17 protein-coding genes are annotated in these 20536 nt (G+C 72.2%); 10 read left to right on the forward strand and 7 right to left on the reverse strand.

Annotated elements, in window-relative coordinates:
- Window positions 1-193 precede the first annotated feature (193 nt).
- Window positions 194-931, reverse strand: coding sequence for a hypothetical protein (locus ACFY60_RS13315; protein ID WP_388611321.1), 738 nt, complete (start codon window positions 929-931; stop codon window positions 194-196).
- On the opposite strand from ACFY60_RS13315, the gene ACFY60_RS13320 reads away from it, so the two are divergent.
- From ACFY60_RS13320 to ACFY60_RS13345, 6 genes are all read left to right on the forward strand, one after another.
- Window positions 900-1367 (forward strand): TraR/DksA C4-type zinc finger protein, encoded by a 468-nt coding sequence (locus tag ACFY60_RS13320; RefSeq protein ID WP_352058764.1) that lies wholly within the window; start codon window positions 900-902, stop codon window positions 1365-1367. The genes ACFY60_RS13315 and ACFY60_RS13320 overlap by 32 nt on opposite strands.
- 328 nt (window positions 1368-1695) lie before the next feature.
- Window positions 1696-2262: a signal peptidase II gene (lspA, locus tag ACFY60_RS13325; RefSeq protein WP_309052229.1), complete on the forward strand. Its 567-nt coding sequence runs from the start codon at window positions 1696-1698 to the stop codon at window positions 2260-2262.
- Window positions 2263-2291: 29 nt separating this feature from the next.
- On the forward strand, window positions 2292-3233 hold the full coding sequence (locus tag ACFY60_RS13330) for an RluA family pseudouridine synthase (protein WP_309052228.1): 942 nt from the start codon (window positions 2292-2294) through the stop codon (window positions 3231-3233).
- Window positions 3230-3703, forward strand: a complete 474-nt coding sequence (locus ACFY60_RS13335; protein ID WP_388611324.1) for a GNAT family N-acetyltransferase — start codon at window positions 3230-3232, stop codon at window positions 3701-3703. The genes ACFY60_RS13330 and ACFY60_RS13335 overlap by 4 nt, the downstream gene beginning before the upstream one ends.
- 80 nt (window positions 3704-3783) lie before the next feature.
- Window positions 3784-5370 carry a Na+/H+ antiporter gene (locus tag ACFY60_RS13340; RefSeq protein WP_388611326.1) on the forward strand — a complete coding sequence of 529 codons (1587 nt, stop codon included), beginning with the start codon at window positions 3784-3786 and terminating at the stop codon, window positions 5368-5370.
- A gap of 179 nt (window positions 5371-5549) precedes the next feature.
- The gene (locus ACFY60_RS13345) at window positions 5550-6125 is read left to right on the forward strand and encodes a dienelactone hydrolase family protein (protein WP_388611328.1); all 576 of its coding nucleotides are present in this window, start codon (window positions 5550-5552) and stop codon (window positions 6123-6125) included.
- Window positions 6126-6178: 53 nt separating this feature from the next.
- Here the strand turns inward: ACFY60_RS13345 and ACFY60_RS13350 are convergent, their stop codons facing one another.
- Together ACFY60_RS13350 and ACFY60_RS13355 are read right to left on the reverse strand one after the other, a co-directional pair.
- Window positions 6179-7168 (reverse strand): zinc metalloprotease, encoded by a 990-nt coding sequence (locus ACFY60_RS13350; protein ID WP_309056383.1) that lies wholly within the window; start codon window positions 7166-7168, stop codon window positions 6179-6181.
- 347 nt (window positions 7169-7515) lie between these two features.
- Entirely contained in the window at window positions 7516-9165 is a 1650-nt protein-coding gene (locus tag ACFY60_RS13355) for an alkaline phosphatase D family protein (RefSeq protein WP_388611329.1), read from the reverse strand.
- Window positions 9166-9350: 185 nt separating this feature from the next.
- Between ACFY60_RS13355 and ACFY60_RS13360 the strand changes: the two genes are divergently transcribed.
- Window positions 9351-10892: a PQQ-binding-like beta-propeller repeat protein gene (locus tag ACFY60_RS13360; protein WP_388611331.1), complete on the forward strand. Its 1542-nt coding sequence runs from the start codon at window positions 9351-9353 to the stop codon at window positions 10890-10892.
- Between the two features lie 127 nt (window positions 10893-11019).
- On the opposite strand, the gene ACFY60_RS13365 is transcribed toward ACFY60_RS13360, so the two are convergent.
- The 3 genes from ACFY60_RS13365 to ACFY60_RS13375 all read right to left on the reverse strand — a co-directional run bounded on the left by ACFY60_RS13365 (window position 11020) and on the right by ACFY60_RS13375 (window position 13987).
- Window positions 11020-11835: a DsbA family protein gene (locus tag ACFY60_RS13365; RefSeq protein ID WP_388611333.1), complete on the reverse strand. Its 816-nt coding sequence runs from the start codon at window positions 11833-11835 to the stop codon at window positions 11020-11022.
- Between the two features lie 57 nt (window positions 11836-11892).
- Complete coding sequence (locus ACFY60_RS13370) at window positions 11893-12579, reverse strand: hypothetical protein (RefSeq protein WP_388611721.1); 687 nt, start codon at window positions 12577-12579, stop codon at window positions 11893-11895.
- A gap of 70 nt (window positions 12580-12649) precedes the next feature.
- Complete coding sequence (locus tag ACFY60_RS13375) at window positions 12650-13987, reverse strand: DUF2252 domain-containing protein (protein ID WP_388611723.1); 1338 nt, start codon at window positions 13985-13987, stop codon at window positions 12650-12652.
- A 165-nt stretch (window positions 13988-14152) separates the two neighbouring features.
- Here ACFY60_RS13375 and dnaE point away from each other — a divergent pair, with 165 nt between their 5' ends.
- Complete coding sequence (gene dnaE / locus ACFY60_RS13380; protein WP_388611334.1) at window positions 14153-17692, forward strand: DNA polymerase III subunit alpha; 3540 nt, start codon at window positions 14153-14155, stop codon at window positions 17690-17692.
- Between the two features lie 66 nt (window positions 17693-17758).
- On the opposite strand, the gene ACFY60_RS13385 is transcribed toward dnaE, so the two are convergent.
- Window positions 17759-17932: a hypothetical protein gene (locus ACFY60_RS13385; protein ID WP_309050676.1), complete on the reverse strand. Its 174-nt coding sequence runs from the start codon at window positions 17930-17932 to the stop codon at window positions 17759-17761.
- 229 nt (window positions 17933-18161) lie between these two features.
- On the opposite strand from ACFY60_RS13385, the gene ACFY60_RS13390 reads away from it, so the two are divergent.
- Both ACFY60_RS13390 and ACFY60_RS13395 read left to right on the forward strand, forming a co-directional pair.
- Complete coding sequence (locus ACFY60_RS13390) at window positions 18162-19508, forward strand: NYN domain-containing protein (RefSeq protein WP_388611336.1); 1347 nt, start codon at window positions 18162-18164, stop codon at window positions 19506-19508.
- 20 nt (window positions 19509-19528) lie between these two features.
- Window positions 19529-20500, forward strand: a complete 972-nt coding sequence (locus tag ACFY60_RS13395; RefSeq protein ID WP_388611725.1) for an ABC transporter ATP-binding protein — start codon at window positions 19529-19531, stop codon at window positions 20498-20500.
- Window positions 20501-20536 lie beyond the last annotated feature (36 nt).

A 20536-nucleotide genomic window follows, 5' to 3' on the forward strand; every position in this document is an offset into this window, starting at 1 on the left:
GGCCACACGGGGCGCCCCGGACTTCGGATACGGCCATGTGGGGGAGGGGGGCGGGCGGATTACCGGGCGGTGAGCGGGGCACAACGGAGGCAGGCCCGTCCCGTGGGGTACGGGGGCGGGCGGGAACGGCGGCGTGCCCCGTTGCCGCGGACCGTGGGCCGATTTATCGTCCCAGCACGATTCGCGAGCAAGATCACAAAATGTGAAGGGGCCGCGACATGGTGGCGAAGAAGACCGCCGCGAAGAAGTCCCCGACGGCCTCACAGGCCCCGGCGGAAGCCCGGGGCGCCGCCGGTTCCGCCGGCGCGGGCGTGGACGGCAAGGACGTGGCCGGGAAGAAGTCGGCGGTCGGGAAGAGGACGGCCACGGCGGCCCCCGCGCGCAGGAGGACGGCCGGGACGTCCGCGGTGGACGGGACCACGGCCGAGCCGGCGAGGAAACGGACGGTGACCGGGAGGACCGCGGCGGAGAAGGCCACGGAGGGGACGGCGGTGCGCAAGGCCGCCGCGAAGCGGACGGATCCGAAGAAGGCCGCCGAGACGGCGCCGCCTGCCGCCGGGAGGACTCCGGCGAAGAAGGCCCCGGCGAAGAAGGCGCCTTCCGGGGACTCGGGAGGTACGACCGCCCCGAGGGCCCCCGCGCGGAAGAAGGCCGCGAAGAGGGCCCCGGCGGCCCGCGAGCCGGCCGCTCCCGCCGTACCCCCCGACGCTCCGGAAGGACCGGGCGGCCCGGACACCCCGGACCCGGCCGGCGCCGGGACCGCCGCACCCCCGGAGACGCCGGAGGCCCCCGGGGCCCCGGCCGCCCCGGTGAAGAGGACCACGGCCAGGAAGGCCGAGGCGAGGAAGGCGCCCGCCAGGACGGCGGGCGCCGCGAAGCAGCAGACAGGAGCCAGGACGGTGGCAGCGAAGAAGACCGCGGGTGGCGTCACGACCGTCGAGGACGAGGCGGCGGTGCCCCCGGCCCGCGCCGGGGAGCTCGCGGTACGCCCCGGCGAGGATCCCTGGACGCCGGAGGAGGTCGCGGAGGCCCGCGGTGTGCTCCAGGCGGAGGTGACGCGCCTGCGCACCGAGCTCGCGCACTCGCAGCAGGAGCTCACCGGCCTCATGCGGGACTCCGGCGACGGCGCCGGCGACGACCAGGCCGACACCGGCACCAAGAACATCACCCGGGAGCACGAGCTGGCCCTCGCGGCCAACGCCCGCGAGATGCTGGAGCAGACCGAGCACGCCCTGGAGCGATTGGACGCCGGCACCTACGGCCTCTGCGAGATCTGCGGGAAGCCCATCGGCAAGGCGCGCATGCAGGCCTTCCCCCGGGCCACCCTGTGCGTCGAGGACAAGCAGCGCCAGGAGCGCCGGGGCTAGGGGTGTCCGGGAAGTAGGGGCGTTCGGTGGTCGGGAGCTCCCCGGGCCCGCAGGGGCCGGGGGAGGACCGCCCCGGTACCGGGCGTACGCGGGTGAGCCCGACAGTGCCGGGGGCGCCTGCCGAGCCCCAGGGGCCACAGGAGCGCGCGCCTGCGGGCACCTCCCGGGCGGACCCTGCGGGAGTCGCGGGCCCGCCGGGGCGTTCCGGACAGCTCCGGCGCCGGCGGGCCCGGCCCCCGCGTGCGGCGCGGTCCGGGCTGCCGGTGGCGCGGGCCCGTGCCGTACCCTCGGTGCACGGTCAGGCATCGAGGTTCGAGGGACTCACTCAGTGGCAGAGGCGGAGAGCGTCATCGGTACGCCGGATTCAGCAGGGGCCGACGAGTCGGCCGTTCCCGAGGAGCGGCCGAAGGGCAAGCGCCGGATCCTCGCCTTGTTCCTGGTGGCCGTCGTGGCCTACCTCCTCGACCTCGGCAGCAAGATCGTCGTCGTGGAGAAGCTGGAGGGCCGCGAGCCGATCAAGGTGATCGGTGACCTGCTGCGCTTCGAGGCGATCCGGAACCCGGGCGCCGCCTTCGGCATGGGCGAGGCCTTCACGATCATCTTCACCTGCATCGCCGCCGTGGTGATCGTGGTGATCATCCGGCTGGCCCGCAAGCTCTACAGCCTGCCCTGGGCCATCGCCCTCGGCCTGCTCCTCGGCGGTGCGCTCGGCAACCTCACCGACCGGATCTTCCGCTCCCCGGGCGTCTTCGAGGGCGCGGTCGTGGACTTCATCGCCCCGGCGCACTTCGCCGTCTTCAACCTCGCGGACTCCGCGATCGTGTGCGGCGGCATCCTGATCGTCCTGCTGTCCTTCCGCGGCCTGGACCCCGACGGCACCGTCCACAAGGACTGAGCACTCCCGGCACAAGGCATACTCGACGGGTGAGTACGAGTCCCGAGATCCGCACCCTGCCCGTTCCCGATGGCCTGGAGGGCGAGCGCGTCGACGCCGCCATCGCCCGCATGTTCGGGTTCTCCCGTACGAAGGCGGCCGAGCTGGCCGCCGCAGGCAAGGTCCAGGTCGACGGCGCCGTCGTCGGCAAGTCCGAGCGGGTCAGCGGCGGCGCGTGGCTCGAGGTCGAGATGCCGGGCGCGCCCGCGCCCGTGCAGATCGTCGCGGAGCCCGTCGAGGGCATGGAGATCGTCCACGACGACGACGACATCGTGGTGATCACCAAGCCGATCGGCGTGGCCGCGCACCCCAGCCCCGGCTGGACCGGCACCACCGTCATCGGCGGTCTCGCCGCCGCCGGCTACCGCATCTCCACCTCCGGCGCCGCCGAGCGCCAGGGCATCGTGCACCGCCTCGACGTCGGTACGTCGGGCCTCATGGTGGTCGCCAAGTCGGAGTACGCGTACACCTCGCTCAAGCGCCAGTTCAAGGAGCGCACGGTCGACAAGCGTTACCACGCGCTGGTCCAGGGGCACCCGGACCCGATGAGCGGCACCATCGACGCCCCGATCGGACGCCACCCGAACCACGACTACAAGTGGGCGGTCACCGCCGACGGCAAGCCCTCCGTCACCCACTACGACCTCATCGAGGCGTACCGGGCGGCCTCGCTGCTCGACATCAAGCTGGAGACGGGCCGCACCCACCAGATCCGGGTGCACATGTCGGCCCACCGCCACCCGTGCGTCGGCGACCTCACCTACGGCGCCGATCCGACGATGGCCAAGCGGCTCGGCCTCACCCGGCAGTGGCTGCACGCCGTCCGCCTCGGCTTCGAGCACCCGGGCGACGGGAAGTGGGTCGAGTTCGAGAGCACCTACCCGGCCGACCTCAGGACCGCCCTGGACCGCATCGAGGCGGAGAGCCGGTGACCGGCGGCCTCACCGTCCGGCAGGCCGTCGGGGAGGAGGACCGCGCGGCCTGCTTCGCGGTCCGCCGCGAGGTCTTCGTCGAGGAGCAGGGCGTCCCGCCGGAGCTGGAGTACGACACGTACGACGAGACCGCGGTGCACGTCCTCGCGGTCCGCGCGGACGGCGTACCGCTGGGCACCGGGCGTCTGCTGCACGGCGCGGACGCGCTGGCGAAGACCGGCGCGGACGCCTCGGTCGGCTCCCTGGGCCGGCTCGCGGTCACCCGGGCCGCCCGTGGCCTCGGCGTCGGCGCGGCACTGGTCGCGGCCATCGAGGAGGCGGCGCGCGAGCGCGGTCTCGCCGCCGTGGACCTGCACGCGCAGACCCGGGCGCTCGGTTTCTACGAGCGGCTCGGGTACGCGGCGTACGGCCCCGAGTTCCCGGACGCCGGGATGCCGCACCGCGCCATGCGCAAGGCCCTGCGGGCCTGATCCGCGCGAGCGTCGGCCCCCGCCGCTCCCGCGCCCGGGGGCTTGGCGGAGAAAACGGACGTTCGTGACAAGGTGGGTCCGTGGATCAACTGGCCCTTCTCTTCCTGCTGCTGCTCGGAGCCGTCCTCACCGTGCCCCTCGGTGAGCGGCTCGGACTGCCCGCACCGGTCCTGATGACCCTCGTCGGGATCGTGCTGGCCCTGCTGCCCTTCGTCCCGAACGTCGAGATCCCGCCGCAGTACATCCTCCCGCTGGTCCTGCCACCGCTGCTCTACGCCTCCGTCCAGCGCACCTCCTGGCGTCAGTTCGCCGCCAACAGGCGGCCGATCTTCCTCCTCGCGGTGGCCCTCGTCTTCGTCACCACGGCCGTCGTGGGCGCCGTCGCCGACGCGCTGGTCCCCGGTCTCCCGCTCGCCGCCGCCCTCGCGCTCGGGGCGCTCGTCGCCCCGCCCGACCCGGTCGCGGCCACCGCCGTCGCCGGGTCGCTCGGCCTGCCGCGCCGGCTGGTGTCGATCCTGGAGGGCGAGGGCCTCTTCAACGACGTCACCGCGATCGTGCTCTACCACGTGGCGATCACCGCCGTGGTCACCGGCCACTTCTCCTGGCCGGAGGCGGTCGGTGAGCTGGTGCTCTCCGGTGTGGTCGCGGTCGCCGTGGGCCTCGGCCTCGGCTGGCTCTCCAACAAGCTGATCGGCGTCCTCGGCGACCCCACGCTCCAGACCGGTCTGACGCTCCTCGTCCCCTTCGTGGGCTACGTCCTCGCCGAGGAGCTGCACGGCTCCGGGGTCCTCGCGGTCCTCGTCACCGCCCTCTTCCTCGCGGAGCACGCGGTCGACGCGGACGACGTCATGGGGCGGCTCGCGGGCCAGACCTTCTGGCAGGTCGTCGACACCCTCGTCACCGGCATCGCCTTCGGGCTCATCGGCCTCGAACTCATCCACGTCTTCGGGGTGGCCGAGGGGCGCGGACCCCGGATGCTCGGCTGGGGCGCCGCCGTCGTGGCCGTGGTGGTCGGGGTGCGGCTGCTCTGGCTGCTGCCCGCCACCTGGCTGGCGAAGCGGCTGCACACCCGCCGGGACGTGGACGAGGAGATCCCGGTGAGCTGGCGGGAGACCGTCGTCATGTGGTGGGCCGGGATGCGCGGGGTGGCCTCCGTCGCCCTCGCCCTCGCCATTCCCCTCCGCACGGAGGACGGGGCGCCCTTCCCCGGCCGGGACGAGATCGTCTTCATCGCCTTCTGCGTGATCATCGCCACCCTGGTCTTCCAGGGGCTCACCCTGCCCTGGCTGGTCCGCCGGCTCGGGGTGCGGGCCGACGCGGACGCCGACCGGGCGATGGAACGCGCCCTGGCCGTCCGCGCGGCCGGGGCCGCCAAGCGGCGGCTCAAGGAGATCGAGGAGGTCGAGAACCTGCCGGACGAGGTGCGGGAGCGGCTCCACCGCGGGGCCTTCGACATCGGGGCGCGCATCAGCCCCGACATGGTGGACGAGGAGCGGCGGGCCGCGTACGCCGAGCGCGCGGCGCGGCTGAAGGCGGTCCACCGGATCCAGCGGGAGCTGATGTCGGCGGCCCGGCACGAGGTGCTCGCCGCCCGCAGCGAACCGGGGGTCGACCCCGAGGTGGTGGACCGGGTGCTGCGGCAGCTGGACGTGCGCAGCATGCACTGAGGCGGCGGGCAGGCCGCCCGGGCGGGCACTCTCCGGCGTACGGATCCGGCCACCGCTCCAACCGGGTCCGCGCCGTCCTGCCGTCGTACGGATCCGGCCACCGTGCTCCCCCGTGGCGCAGTCCCCGCTCCCGGGCCGTCCGGCGGGGGATCCGGGACGCGGGTGGCAGGATGGCGCGTATGGACATCATGCTTTTCCACTCGGTCCACGGGCTGCGCCCGGCCGTCGAGGCCGCGGCCGACCGGCTGCGGGCCGCCGGGCACCGGGTGTGGGTGCCGGACCTCTTCGACGGCTGGACGAGCGAGTCGGTGGAGGAGGGCATGGCGAAGCGGGACGAGATCGGCAAGGACGAGCTCCTGAAGCGCGCGATCCTGGCCGCCGCCCCCTACTCCGAGCGCGGCCTCGTCTACGCGGGCTTCTCCTTCGGCGCCTCGGTGGCGCAGACCCTGGCCCTCGGTGACGAGAAGGCGCGCGGGCTGCTGCTCCTCCACGGCACCTCGGACCTCGCGCCGAACGTGGCCGTGGACGAGCTGCCCGTCCAGCTGCACGTGGCCGAGCCGGACCCGTTCGAGACGGACGACTGGCTCTCCGCCTGGTACCTCCAGATGCGCCGGGCCGGGGCGGACGTCGAGATCTACCGCTACCGGGGCGCCGGCCACCTCTACACCGACCCGGAGCTGCCCGACTGGGACGCCGACGCGGCCGGGCGGACCTGGGCGGTCGCGCTCTCCTTCCTCGAAGGGCTGGACGGCTGACACGGGCGAAGGCCCCCGGGATTCCCGGGGGCCTTCGCCGTGGCGACGGGGTGTCAGGCGCGGTACGCGACCCAGTGGTCGTTCATGCGGGTCACCTGGCCCGCGGTGAACTGGTACATGCAGGCGTCGTACGTGTAGTCCATGAAGTTGTGGATCGGGTCCACACCGGCCTTGGAGGCGCAGGTGTCACGGCCGGTCGGGCACTCGTAGGCAGCGCTCTTCTCGGCCGGGGTGTCGGCGACGTAGTCGCCGTTGCCCGTGCAGCCGCCCTGGAAGGTGTGGTAGAGGCCCATCCAGTGGCCGACCTCGTGGGTGGCGGTGTCGCCCTGGTTGTAGTTGGCGGCCGAGCCGCCGGGCAGGGACTTGTCCAGGAGGACGACGCCGTCCATCGAGGGGTTGGACTGGTAGGAGGACGGGAAGGTCGCCCAGCCGAGCAGGCCGCCGCTGAGGTTGGCGGTGTAGATGTTCAGCGCGTTGGCACCGCCCTGGCGGAGGGTCTGCTTCATCTGCTTCTCGGCGGTGGAGCCGGAGGAGAGGTTGTACCAGGTGGCGTTGTCCGTGTAGGTGGTGCCGGCCAGCGAGAACTGGAAGTTGGTGTTCACGTTCCCGGTGCCCTGGCCGCCGAAGGCGGAGTTGAGCACGTTCATCTGGTTGCTGATGTCGGTGGCGCTCAGTTTGCCCGTGGTGCCGCTGTGGACGACGTGGAAGTAGACGGGGATGGTGACCGCGGTGGCACCGGCCGTCGCGGTGGCCCGGCCGTTGGCACGGGCGGCTTCCAGCCGCTTGGCCAGATCCGCGTCCATGGCCTTGGCCTTGGCGGCGCTGACCTCGTTGGGCTCGATGGCCTGGGTGGAGGCCCCGCGCGACTTGCGGGCGCCGGAGAAGGCCTCGTGGCCGTGGTCCTCGTGGGTGTCCACACACTCCTCGGCCGAGGTGCCGGCGGCCAGATCCGTCGACTTGGCGGTGGCCGTCGACGGGGCCGAGAAGGGGGCCAGGGCCAGGGTTCCGGCCAGGACGGCGGTGCCGAGCATACGACGTGACATACGCGGCTTTATACGGACAAGAGCACGCACGGTGACTCCTCGCGGGGGGTGGTGGAGAGGTACTTCCTCGCCACGGCGGGGAGATTACGGGTTCATGTCAGGCCGCCAGCAGGATCGTTCAAGCCCAATCATTCATCGCGCAATTAGGGGCATCGGGAAGAAAAAATTGCGCCCGTTCCGGAGTTTGAGACGTGGACGTAACACCCGGAGGCATGAAGGCGGGTGGTGTGTCCGGATTCGATCTGCCGAAACACGCCACCCGCCGTGACGATGTGATCTTCTGTTAACACGATCGATCATGGCCGAAAATCGACCCTGAAGGACCGTCAGTCGGTCAGGTCTTCACCTCAACGCACCGGCTGGTACACCCGCTCGACCCGCTGCGTTCCGCTGAGCGTCCGATAGGAGCGCTCCCACGAGGTGGTCGCGGCCGGATCCCGCTTGTCGGAGACCGTGTAGTAGTCCATCTGCGCGCGCTCGGCGGTCACGTCCAGCACTCCGTAGCCGTGATGGTCCATGTCCACCCACTTCACGTGCCGGTTGGCGGCCCGGACGGCACCCGCGGCCACCACCGAAGCCGTCCCGGGCGCCACGTGCAGCAGGTCGTCCAGGTTGTCCGAGGTGACCGAGGTGACCACGAACTCGGTGGCCGCCGACGCCGAGAAGGGGTAGGTCGCCGCCTTCACCGGCACGTCGTTCGCCCAGGCCATGTGAATGTCACCGGTCAGGAAGACGGTGTTCCGGATCGCCCGCGAGGTGAGGTGGGACAGCAGCTCCCTGCGGTCGTCGGTGTAGCCGTCCCACTGGTCGACGTTGACCGCGAGCCCCTCCTTCGGCAGGCCCATCAGCTCGGCGATCGGCTCCAGGAGGTGCGCCGGGAGCGCGCCGAAGGCGACCGGCGAGATCATCACCGAGGTGCCGACCAGCTGCCAGGCCGCGTCCGAGCCGGCGAGTCCGGCCTTCAGCCAGTCCAGCTGGGCCCGCCCGGTGAGCGTCCGCTCCGGGTCGTCGACCGAGCCGGAGCCCGTACTCGCCTGCGCGGACCGGAAGGACCGCAGGTCGAGCAGGTGCAGATCGGCCAGCCTGCCGAAGCGCAGCCGCCGGAAGACCGTGCCCTCCGTGGAGGTGCGGACCGGCATCCACTCGAAGTACGCCTGCTTGGCGGCGGCCACCCGGGACGCCCAGTCGCCCTCCGCGCCCGGCGTGTGGTTCTCGGCCCCGCCGGTCCAGGCGTCGTTGGCGAATTCGTGGTCGTCCCAGATGGCCACGAAGGGATGCGCCGCGTGCAGCGCCTGGAGGTCCGGGTCCGTCTTGTACGTGGCGTGGCGGAGGCGGTAGTCGGCCAGCGAGACGATCTCGTGTCGCGGCTCGTGCGCCCGGACCCCGTACGCCGCCTTCGGGTAGACGCCGCTGCCGTACTCGTACAGGTAGTCGCCCAGGTGGAGGATCGCGTCCAGGTCGGGGCGGGCGGCGAGGTGGCGGTACGCGGCGAAGTGGCCGGCCTCCCAGTTGGCACAGGAGACCACGCCGAAGCGCACGCCCGGCGCCGCGGCGTCGAGGGCGGGGGCGGTGCGGGTGCGGCCGGCCGGGGAGAGGGTGTCGCCCACCCGGAAACGGAACCAGTAGGCGGTGGCCGGGCGCAGGCCCCGTACGTCCGTCTTGACCGTGTGGTCGGAGGCGGCGGTCGCGGTGGTGGCGCCGGCGGCGACGACCCGGGTGAAGGAGCGGTCCTCGGCCAGCTCCCATTCGACCCGGACGTCGGGCCCGAGACCGGAGCCGGGCACGGCCTCCGGGGCGGGGGTGACGCGCGTCCAGAGCAGGACGCCGTCGGGCAGCGGGTCACCGGAGGCGACCCCGTGGAGGAAGGCGGTCGCCCCGGTGGCCGCGAGGGCCGGAGTGGCCGCGCCCGCGAGGACGGGGGCGGCGACGGCGCCGACCGCGGCGGCCTTGACGACCGTGCGGCGGCTGGGGGCGGGAGATATGAAACGACTGGTCACGGGCGCTCAGATTACTGACCGGTTTGACGGGTGGTCAGGCGAATTCCGGAAAGTTCGCCGAGCCTTCGCCGCGCGGACGCGGGGGCCCCGGCGAGGTCCTCGCCCGACCCGCTAACCTGAGTCCGAATCAGAACGACTTTCTAGAACCTGACTCGGAAGTGTCCGGCGACAGGAGGGGGAGAACCATGTCGCAACCCTGGTACGAGGACCGGCCACCGCCCCGGCCGGCGCCCGACAACCCGTACGCACCCCCTGGGTTCGGTCCGCCGTCCCCGGAGCCGTACCGGAGACGCCGGCGCGGCCCGCTCCTCGCCGGCCTCCTCGCCCTCGCCCTGCTCACCGGCGTCGGCGGATACGTCCTCGGCGCGGGCGGCGGGCAGGACCCGTCGGCCACCGCGCCCACGGCCACCCCGTCGGGCCGGCCCCCCGCCGCGGCGGCGACCGGGCCGGCGACGGCGCGGCCCACTCCCCGGCGGACCCCCGTCCCTGGCAACGACGAGATCGCGCGGCGGCGTCTGGCCGGAGAGGCGAGCGCCTGGATCGTCGACGACCGGACCGACCTGCCCCGCCGGCAGATCCGGACCGAGGACCTGTGGATCGTCGGGAACACCGCCGTCCAGGCCGTCTACAAGAAGGTCGTCGCCCACCGCCTGAGCGACGGGGCGGAACTGTGGAGCGTCGCCCTGCCGACCCCCGTCTGCGAGACCCCCGTCAACCCCACCCCCGACGGCAAGGTCGTCATCGTCCTGCAGAACGTCGAGGCCTGGACCGGCACCCGGTGCAACCGGCTCCAGATGATCGACCTGAACAAGGGGACGGCGGGCTGGCGGAAGAGGCTCGTCGAGACCGGGGGGACGGACGACACGATCATGGTGGACACCGCCGTCACCGGCGGCACCCTGGCCGTCGTCCAGGGCATGACGGCGGCCGCGTACCGGGTGGACGACGGGCGCAAGCTCTACGACATCCCCATGGAACAGCCGGGGAAGTGCCGTCCGGGCCGGGTCGCGGGCGGCATCCGGCTGCTGGTGCTCGACGACTGCGCGATCACCGCCGGAACGAAGGCGTATGGCGGTCTGCGCGAGCTCGACCCGGAGACCGGCAAGGTCCGGTGGCGGTACCGGACCGCGCCCGAGCGGGTGATCGGCCAGGTCCTCTCCGAGGATCCGGTGGTGATCACCACACCGGCCAAGGAGGACGGCGCGCGCGACTGGCGGATCGTCCCCCTCGGCCCCGGTGGCAAGGCCCTGCGGACCATCGACCCCCGTCCCCAGGGCTTCACCCACTGCGGGGACTCCGTCGACACCAGCGGTGACGCCCAGGCCTGCGCGCAGGCCGTCGTCGGCCCGGGCCTCGTGGTCCTCGGCGGGACCGACCGCGTGGGCGCCTACGACCTCGCGACCGGGAAGCTGGTATGGGGGGTGAAGTCGGACACGACCTCGTACGGCTACTTCCCGCTCCGGGCCGTGCCGGGCAGGATCGGGTTCGTCCACGAGCTCGGCACCAGCGGCAGGCCGGGGCGGATCTTCCGGATCGGGCCGGGCGGCGTGGACACGATCAAGGACGTCCTGAAGCTGCCGGCGGCCACCGCGCCGTACGAGTTCGGCATGGGCGTCGTGGGGGAGCGGGCCTACGCGGGCGACCGGCTCGTCCTCACCCCCGCGAACCTGGACGGCGACGACGCCCGGCGCGAGCCCCGGATGCTCTCCTTCGCCCCGGCGCCCTGACCGGCTCCGGCCCGCCGGGCGCCCGTGCCCGTGACCCCGGCGGCCGGCCCGCCGGGCGCCGTGCCCCGGCCCGCCGCCCGGCGGGCCGGAGCACGCGCAGGGCGCGCGGAGGTCCGGAAGGGACGCGTCAGCCCTTCAGGGCCGCGTCGACAGCCGTCCTGAACTGCTCCGGCGTCATCGGCGGGTTGTCCGAACCGGCCACCGTGACCGGCTTGCCGTCCATCTTCAGGGTGGGGGTGCCCTTCACCCCGCTGGCGTCGAAGGCCTTCGACATCTTCATCGCCCAGGCGTCGAAGGTGCCGTCCTCCACGTCCTTCTCGAACGCCGCGTTGTTCTTGAGCGCCGGGACGGAGTCCGCGACCTCCAGGAGGTAGGAGTCCTTGGCGAACTTGTCCTGGTTCTCCTCCGGGTGGAACTGGGCCGAGTAGAGCGCGGCCTTGTACGACAGGAAGGCCTCGGGGCTCACGTTCAGCGCCGCGCCGAGGGCGGACAGGGCGTTCTTCGAGCCCTCGCCCCGGGTCACGTCGTCGATGAAGGTGGCGCCCACGTACTTGATCTTGTACTTGCCGGCCTCGACGTCCTTCTCGACCGTCGGGCCCACCGCCTGCTCGAAGGTCGCGCAGACGGGGCAGCGCGAGTCCTCGTACAGCTCCAGGGTCTTCTTCGCCGAGGCCTTGCCGATGACGACGGTCGTGCCGTCGGTGCCCGTGGTGTTCTTCGGGGCGGTCACGGTCGTGGCCTTCGCCGCCGCCTCCCACCGGGAGGGCTTGTTCGCCTGCACCACGGCGTAGCCGATGCCGCCGGCGACGGCCAGGACGGCCACGGCCGAGACGCCGACGATCACCTGCCGGCGGGTCCGCTCCTTCTTGGCCTGGCGCTCGCGCTCGACGCGCAGCCGCTCGCGGGCGGCCGCCTTGTTGGCGTGGCTGTTGCGTGCACTCATGATCGTGATCTCCGTGGGACGGTGAGGAAAAGGGGACGGGGAAGCCGCGGGGCTCGCTCAGACGAGGGCGAGGCCCGGCAGCGGCGGCCCCCGCCGCCCCACCGAGTGCACGAGAAGCCGGGTGCGGGAGAACCGGGCCGGACCCGCGGGCCGCCCGGCGCTCAGCGGAGCCCGCCCGCCCGTACGGAAGAAGGCCGCCACCAGCAGCAGCGGCCGGAACGCGCGGGCCGCCACCGCGCCGAGCAGCCGGACCAGCGCCCGCTCCCCACCGCGCAGCCACCAGGCGGCGGTGAGGCCCACGCCCACGTGCGCGGCGAGCAGCAGCCAGGGCAGCGCGGGGCTCGGCGAGGTCAGCAGACCCGCGGCCGCCGCGCTCCCGGGCGCCGCCACGCCGGGCAGCGGCGCCCCGACGGCCCCGCCGCAGAAGACCTCCACGCCCACCGAGCGCAGCGAACCGGCGACCGGGCCGCCGGCGGGCCCGTAACAGACGGTCTGCCCGCTGGTGAAGAGGGTGTCCGCGGCCAGCTCCAGCGGGACCAGCAGCCCGGCGATCGGGCCGAAGCCGCGCTCCCGGCCGGCCAGCGCGTACGCCACGGCGAAGACGCCGCCCGCGACCGGGACCACCGTCCCCAGCGGCAGCGGCACGCCCGAGAGCAGCACGTGCGACGCCACGGACAGCGTCACGGCCAGTGCCGTGAAGAACGCCGCCCGCAGCGCCCTCAGCTGCGTCCCTGCCATGTCCATCGTCGTGGAGTGTGCCATGCCGCTCCGTAAGGCGTCCCTCAACGGAAGCTGTGAACGGCCGTCCGCCGTCCTACAGCCCCGGTATCCGGCCGTTGCGGAAGAGGTCGACGAAGATCTGGTGGTCGGCCCTCGCCCTCGCCCCGTAGCCGTGGGCGAAGTCCACCAGGAGTTCCGGGAAGCCCTCCTCATCGGCGGCGATGGCCGCGTCGATCGCGCGCTCGGTGGAGAACGGCACGAGCGAGTGCCCGCTGGAGTCGTCCGCCGCCGCGTGCATCGCCGCCGTCGCCCGGCCGAGGTCCGCCACCGTGGCCGCGATGTCCTGCGGGTCGTCGATGTCGGACCAGTCCAGGTCCACCGCGTAGGGGGAGACCTCCGCGACCAGCTGCCCGGTGCGCCGGCGCCCGTCCTCGATCTCGGTCCAGCCCAGCCAGGGGTCGGCGTGCGCCTGCAGCGCCCGCTGCGAGATCACGGTCCGGTGCCCCTCGTGCAGGAAGTAGTCCCGTACCGCCGCGTCCTTCACGTGCCGCGAGACCGCCGGGGTCTGGGCCTGCTTCAGATAGATCACGACGTCGTTCTCCAGGGCGTCGCTGTGCCCCTCCAGAAGGATGTTGTACGAGGGCAGGCCGGCCGAACCGATGCCGATCCCGCGCCGCCCGACGACGTCCTTCACCCGGTAGGAGTCGGGCCGGACCAGCGAGGCCTCGGGCAGGGTCTCCAGATAGCCGTCGAAGGCCGCCAGGACCTTGTAGCGGGTCGCCGCGTCCAGCTCGATCGAGCCGCCGCCGGGCGCGAACCTGCGCTCGTACTCGCGGATCTCCGTCATGGACTCCAGCAGCCCGAACCGGGTCATGGCCCGGGCCTCGCGCAGCGCGCCGAGCAGCGCGCCCTCGGCCGTGTCCAGGGTGAACGGCGGCAGCTCGTCGTGCCGGGCCCCGGTGGCGAGGGCGTGGATCCGCTCCCGGTAGGCGGCGGCGAAGATCCGCACCAGGTGGGTGATCTGCCCGTCGGAGAGGGCCTTGGCGTAGCCGAGGAGCGCCAGGGAGGCGGCCAGCCGCTTCAGGTCCCAGGTGAAGGGACCCACGTAGGCCTCGTCGAAGTCGTTGACGTTGAAGACCAGCCGGCCGTTGGCGTCCATGTAGGTGCCGAAGTTCTCGGCGTGGAGATCACCGTGGATCCAGACCCGGCCGGTCCGCTCGTCCAGGTACGGGCCACCGCGCGCCTCGTCCTCCAGGTCGGCGTAGAAGAGGCAGGCCGTGCCCCGGTAGAAGGCGAAGGCGGAGCCGGCCATCTTCCGGAACTTGACGCGGAAGGCCGCCGGGTCGGCGGCGAGCAGGTCGCCGAAGGCGGTGTCGAAGACGGCGAGGATGTGCTCACCGCGCTCCTGCGCGGTGGGCTGCGGGACCGACATCGAGGGTGCCTCCTGGAAAAAGCCGTTCATGACATAAGGGACACGCGCCCCAGGCGTTCCAACGCGCGACCGTACCGCCGAGTGCCCGTCCCGCGGAGGTCGGAGCGACGTAGACTTCCACGGTCCCCCCAGCCACCCCCGTGACCGCTACGGAGACCTCCCGCCGTGACCAAGCCGCCCTTCACGCACCTGCACGTCCACACCCAGTACTCGCTGCTGGACGGTGCCGCGCGGCTGAAGGACATGTTCAACGCGTGCAACGAGATGGGCATGACGCACATCGCCATGTCCGACCACGGCAACTTGCACGGGGCCTACGACTTCTTCCACAGCGCGAAGAAGGCCGGGGTGACGCCGATCATCGGCATCGAGGCCTATGTCGCGCCGGAGTCCCGCCGTACCAAGCGGAAGATCCAGTGGGGCCAGCCGCACCAGAAGAAGGACGACGTCTCCGGTTCGGGCGGTTACACCCACAAGACGATCTGGGCGGCGAACGCCACCGGCCTGCACAACCTCTTCCGGCTCTCCTCCGACGCGTACAAGGAGGGCTGGCTGCAGAAGTGGCCGCGTATGGACAAGGAGACCATCGCGCAGTGGTCGGAGGGCCTGATCGCCTCCACCGGCTGCCCCTCCGGCGAGCTGCAGACCCGGCTGCGCCTCGGCCAGTTCGACGAGGCCCTGAAGTCCGCCTCCGAGTACCAGGACATCTTCGGCAAGGACCGCTACTTCCTGGAGCTGATGGACCACGGCATCGAGATCGAGCGCCGGGTCCGCGACGGACTCCTGGAGATCGGCAAGAAGCTCGGCATCCCGCCGCTGGTCACCAACGACTCTCACTACACCTACGCGCACGAGGCCACCGCCCACGACGCCCTGCTGTGCATCCAGACCGGCAAGAACCTCTCCGACCCGGACCGCTTCAAGTTCGACGGCACCGGCTACTACCTGAAGTCCGCGGAGGAGATGTACGCCATCGACTCCTCCGACGCCTGGCAGGAGGGCTGCCGCAACACCCGCCTGGTCGCGGAGCAGGTCACCACCGAGGGCATGTTCGAGGCCAAGAACCTCATGCCCAAGTTCGACATCCCGGAGGGCTACACCGAGGTCAGCTGGTTCCGCGAGGAGACCATGCGGGGCATGCACCGCCGCTTCCCCGACGGCATCCCCGAGGACCGCATGCGGCAGGTCGAGTACGAGATGGACACGATCATCTCGATGGGCTTCCCCGGCTACTTCCTCGTCGTCGCCGACTTCATCATGTGGGCGAAGAAGCAGGGCATCGCGGTGGGCCCCGGCCGTGGCTCGGCGGCCGGTTCCATCGTCGCGTACGCCCTCGGCATCACCGACCTCGACCCGATCCCGCACGGTCTGATCTTCGAGCGCTTCCTCAACCCCGAGCGCATCTCGATGCCCGATGTCGACATCGACTTCGACGAGCGCCGGCGCGTCGAGGTGATCCGGTACGTGACCGAGAAGTACGGCGCCGACAAGGTCGCCATGATCGGCACCTACGGCAAGATCAAGGCCAAGAACGCGATCAAGGACTCCGCCCGCGTCCTCGGCTACCCGTACGCCATGGGCGACCGCATCACCAAGGCCATGCCCGCCGACGTCCTGGGCAAGGGCATCGACCTCGACGGCATCACCAACCCCTCGCACCCCCGCTACAGCGAGGCGGGCGAGGTCCGGGCGATGTACGAGAACGAGCCGGACGTGAAGAAGGTCATCGACACCGCCAAGGGCGTCGAGGGCCTGGTCCGGCAGATGGGCGTGCACGCCGCCGGCGTCATCATGTCCAGCGAGACCATCACCGAGCACGTCCCCGTCTGGGTGCGGCACACCGACGGCGTCACCATCACCCAGTGGGACTACCCGAGCTGCGAGTCGCTCGGCCTGCTGAAGATGGACTTCCTCGGCCTGCGCAACCTCACGATCATGGACGACGCCGTCAAGATGGTGAAGTCCAACAAGGGGATCGACATCGATCTCCTCGCCCTGCCGCTCGACGACCCCACGACCTTCGAGCTGCTCCAGCGCGGCGACACCCTCGGCGTCTTCCAGTTCGACGGCGGGCCCATGCGGTCCCTGCTGCGGCTGATGAAGCCCGACAACTTCGAAGACATCTCCGCCGTGTCCGCGCTGTACCGCCCGGGTCCGATGGGCATGAACTCGCACACGAACTACGCGCTGCGCAAGAACGGCCAGCAGGAGATCACCCCGATCCACCCGGAGCTGGAGGAGCCGCTCAAGGAGGTCCTGGACGTCACCTACGGCCTGATCGTCTACCAGGAGCAGGTGCAGAAGGCCGCCCAGATCATCGCCGGCTACTCGCTCGGCGAGGCCGACATCCTCCGCCGCGTCATGGGCAAGAAGAAGCCCGAGGAGCTGGCGAAGAACTTCGTCATCTTCGAGGCCGGTGCCAAGAAGAAGGGCTTCAGCGACGAGGCCATCAAGGCCCTCTGGGACGTCCTGGTCCCCTTCGCCGGCTACGCCTTCAACAAGGCCCACTCCGCCGCGTACGGCCTCGTCTCCTATTGGACCGCCTACCTCAAGGCCAACCACCCGGCCGAGTACATGGCGGCCCTGCTCACCTCGGTCAAGGACGACAAGGACAAGTCCGCCGTCTACCTGAACGAGTGCCGGCGCATGGGCATCAAGGTGCTCCCGCCGAACGTCAACGAGTCCGAGGCGAACTTCGCCGCCCAGGGCGACGACGTGATCCTCTTCGGCCTCACCGCCGTCCGCAACGTCGGTGCCAACGTCGTCGAGTCGATCATCAAGACCCGCAAGGCGAAGGGGAAGTACAGCTCCTTCCCCGACTTCCTCGACAAGGTCGAGGCCGTCGTCTGCAACAAGCGCACCGTCGAGTCGCTGATCAAGGCCGGCGCCTTCGACACCATGGGCCACACCCGCAAGGGCCTGGTCGCCCAGCACGAACCGATGATCGACACCGTGGTCGCGGTCAAGCGCAAGGAGGCCGAGGGCCAGTTCGACCTCTTCGGCGGCATGGGCGAGGAGAACAGCGACGAGCCCGGCTTCGGACTCGACGTCGAGTTCTCCGAGGTGGAGTGGGAGAAGTCCTACCTGCTCGCCCAGGAGCGCGAGATGCTCGGCCTGTACGTCTCCGACCACCCCCTCTTCGGTCTGGAGCACGTCCTCTCCGACAAGACCGACGCGGGCATCTCCCAGCTCACCGGCGGCGAGCACGCCGACGGCGCGGTCGTCACCATCGGCGGCATCATCTCCGGCCTCCAGCGGAAGATGACCAAGCAGGGCAACGCCTGGGCCATCGCCACCGTGGAGGACCTCGCCGGCTCCATCGAGTGCATGTTCTTCCCCGCCACCTACCAGCTGGTCTCCACCCAGCTCGTCGAGGACGCCGTCGTCTTCGTCAAGGGCCGCCTCGACAAGCGGGAGGACGTGCCCCGGCTGGTCGCCATGGAGCTGATGGTCCCCGACCTGTCGAACGCCGGGACCAACGCGCCCGTCGTCCTCACCATCCCGGCGCTGAAGGTCACCCCGCCGATGGTCAGCCGGCTCGGCGAGATCCTCCGGCACCACAAGGGCAACACCGAGGTACGGATCAAGCTCCAGGGCCCCCGCACCACCACGGTCCTGCGGCTCGACCGCCACCGGGTCCAGCCCGACCCCGCCCTCTTCGGCGACCTGAAGGTGCTGCTCGGCCCGTCCTGCCTGGCGGGCTGACCCCCGCACGCGCAAGGGGCGCGCCCGTCGTCACGGGCGCGCCCCTTTGCCTTGCCGCGGCAGGCGTCAGTTGTGGCCGAAGCGCTTCTGACGGCCCTTCCGCGCCATGTCACCGGGGGTGACCTGCGCGGCACGGTGCTCGGCCTGGGACTCCATCGACGACCGCTGCGCCTGCTCGGCACTGCGCTCGGCCGGCGACTGCTGCTTCTGACTGCGGTTCTGGTTGCGGTTCTTGGCCATGGGGATGATGCCTCCTCGAAGGGATCTAGGGGCCAGGGCCGCTGTCAGACTCACACACCGGGCGAAACGCCGCATTTTGGATCATTGCGGAGCGTCACGGGCCGCCGGAGGCCACTCCGCCACGCCGATGATCCAGTTCCGGCCGTCAAGCCACCGCCGGTCGGGCAGACTCGAAGGAACCCGAAGCACCTCCGATCCCGAGTCCGACCCCGAGGTTTCCCGAAAGAGGGTGGAACACGTGGACCGCTGCGTCGTCCTGGTGGACGCCGGCTACCTGCTGGGCGCCGCCGCCAGCCTCCTCGCCGGGGAACCGGCGCGCTCCCGGATCAGCGTCGACCACGCCGCGCTCATCCAGCAGCTGCGCCGCCGCGCCGAGGACGAGACCGCGCTGCCCCTGCTGCGGATCTACTGGTTCGACGGCGCGCCCGACCGGGTGCCGCAGCCCGAGCACCGCAGGCTGCGCGTGATGCCGCGGGTCACCGTGCGGCTCGGCGCCCTGACCCGCAGCGAGGGGCGCTGGGCGCAGAAGGGCGTCGACGCGGCCATGCACACCGAGCTCACCGAGCTCGCCCGCAACCGCGCCTGCTCCGACATCGTGCTCGTCACCGGCGACGGCGACCTGCTGCCCGGCCTCATGTCCGCCAAGGAGCACGGCGTCGCCGTCCACCTGTGGGCCGTCCAGGCCGCCGACGGCGACTACAACCAGTCGGAGGACCTCGTCGCCGAGGCCGACGAGCGGCGGGTCCTCGACCGCGCCTTCATCACCCGCGCCGTCCGTGCCCGCGACCTGACCGGCCTCTGCGCCCCCGCCCCCGCCCCGCGCCCCGAGATCGCCGCCATCCTCTCCGCGCCGCTGCCCGAGTCCGCCCTCGCCGCCTCCGCCGAACGGGCGGCCGAGGCGGCCGAAGCCGCCGCCTCCGCCGTACGGAACGGGGAGCGGTCCGCCGCCGAGGTGCCCGGGACCTCCCGCGACGGCCGCGGAGCCGACGCGCACGGCGAGCTCAACGGCCACGTCGGCCACAACGGCCACGCCCCCACCGCGGGGCAGGGCAAGGGCATCCCGACCCCCAAGGACCTCGCCGGACTGCGCGCCCCGGCGGCCCCGGCCCCCCCCTCCGCCGCCCAGACGGCGAGCGCCCTGCGCTGGTCCTCCGACCGGGGGCTCATCGAACGCCCCGGCTCCTCCTGGGTCGGGGAGCCGCCGGAGACGGCCTCCCTGCCCACTCTCGCCCAGCTCACCAGCGCCGAGCAGCGCTGGGCCGACCGCGAGGAGGACATCACCACCGTCGGCGGCGACCCCTTCGAGGTCGGACAGGTGTTCGCCCGCCGGTGGATGGAACGGCTCACCGACCCGGGCCACGTGCAGAAGCTCTCCGCCCTCTACCCCCGCATCCCGCACCGCATCGACGGCGAACTCCTCCGCTACGCCGCCCGCTTCGGCCTGCTCGCCCACAAGGACGACCAGATCGACGAGCACGACCGCTACGCCATCCGGGCCGGATTCTGGCGTGAGATCGACGTCCGGGCCGCCGCCGAACACGCCCCCGCGCCCGGAGCCGGCCCGGCGACCCCGTAGGCTCTCCCTCCGTGAGTACGGTGTGCGTGGTGCGGGATCTGGTCAAGACGTACCCCGCCACGCGCGGCAGGCGCGGTACGCCCGCGACCCCGGAGGTGCGGGCCACCGACGGGATCAGCCTGGACGTGCGCGGCGGTGAGATCTTCGGGCTGCTCGGCCCCAACGGCGCCGGCAAGTCCACCCTTGTCCGCCAGCTCACCGGCCTCATGCGCCCCGACTCCGGCACCGTCGAGCTCCTCGGCCACGACCTCGTCCGCCACCCCGGACGCGCCGCCCGCCTCCTCGCCTACCTCGGCCAGGAGTCCACCGCCCTCGACGAGCTGACCGTCTCCCTCGCCGCCGAGACCACCGGACGGCTCCGCGGCCTGTCCGCCCACGACGCCCGCGCCGAACGCGACGCCGTCCTGGACGAGCTCGGCCTCGCCGAGATCGCCGGCCGGCCCCTGAAGAAGCTCTCCGGCGGCCAGCGCCGGCTCGCCTGCTTCGCCGCGGTCCTCGTCGGCCGCCGCCCCGTCCTCGTCCTGGACGAGCCCACCACCGGCATGGACCCGGTCGCCCGCCGGGCCGTCTGGGCCGCCGTCGACCGGCGGCGCGCCGAACACGGCACCACCGTGCTCCTCGTCACCCACAACGTCATCGAGGCCGAGACCGTCCTCGACCGGGTCGCCGTCCTCGAACGCGGCCGGGTCATCGCCTGCGACACCCCGGCCGGCCTCAAGGAGCGCGTCGCCGGCGAGGTCCGCGTCGACCTGCTGTGGCGCGAAGCCGCCCCCCTCCACCTCCCCGAGGTCGCCGCCCTGCGCGGCCTCGCCCAGGAGTCCGGGCGCCGCTGGGTCCTCCGGCTCGCCCCCGACGCCGCCCGGGCGGCCGTCGCCGCCGTCACCGGCGGGGCCGCCTTCGCCGCGCTCGACGACTTCACCCTCGCCACCCCCAGCCTGGAGGACGTGTACCTCGCCCTCGGCGGCCGGACCGAGGGACTGGTGAAGGCGTGAACCCCCGCGTTTCGACCGTGACCGTCAGGAGCCGTA

Origin of the sequence: Streptomyces sp. NPDC012827 (assembly GCF_042900905.1) — a bacterium.
Lineage (GTDB): Bacteria > Actinomycetota > Actinomycetes > Streptomycetales > Streptomycetaceae > Streptomyces > Streptomyces gulbargensis.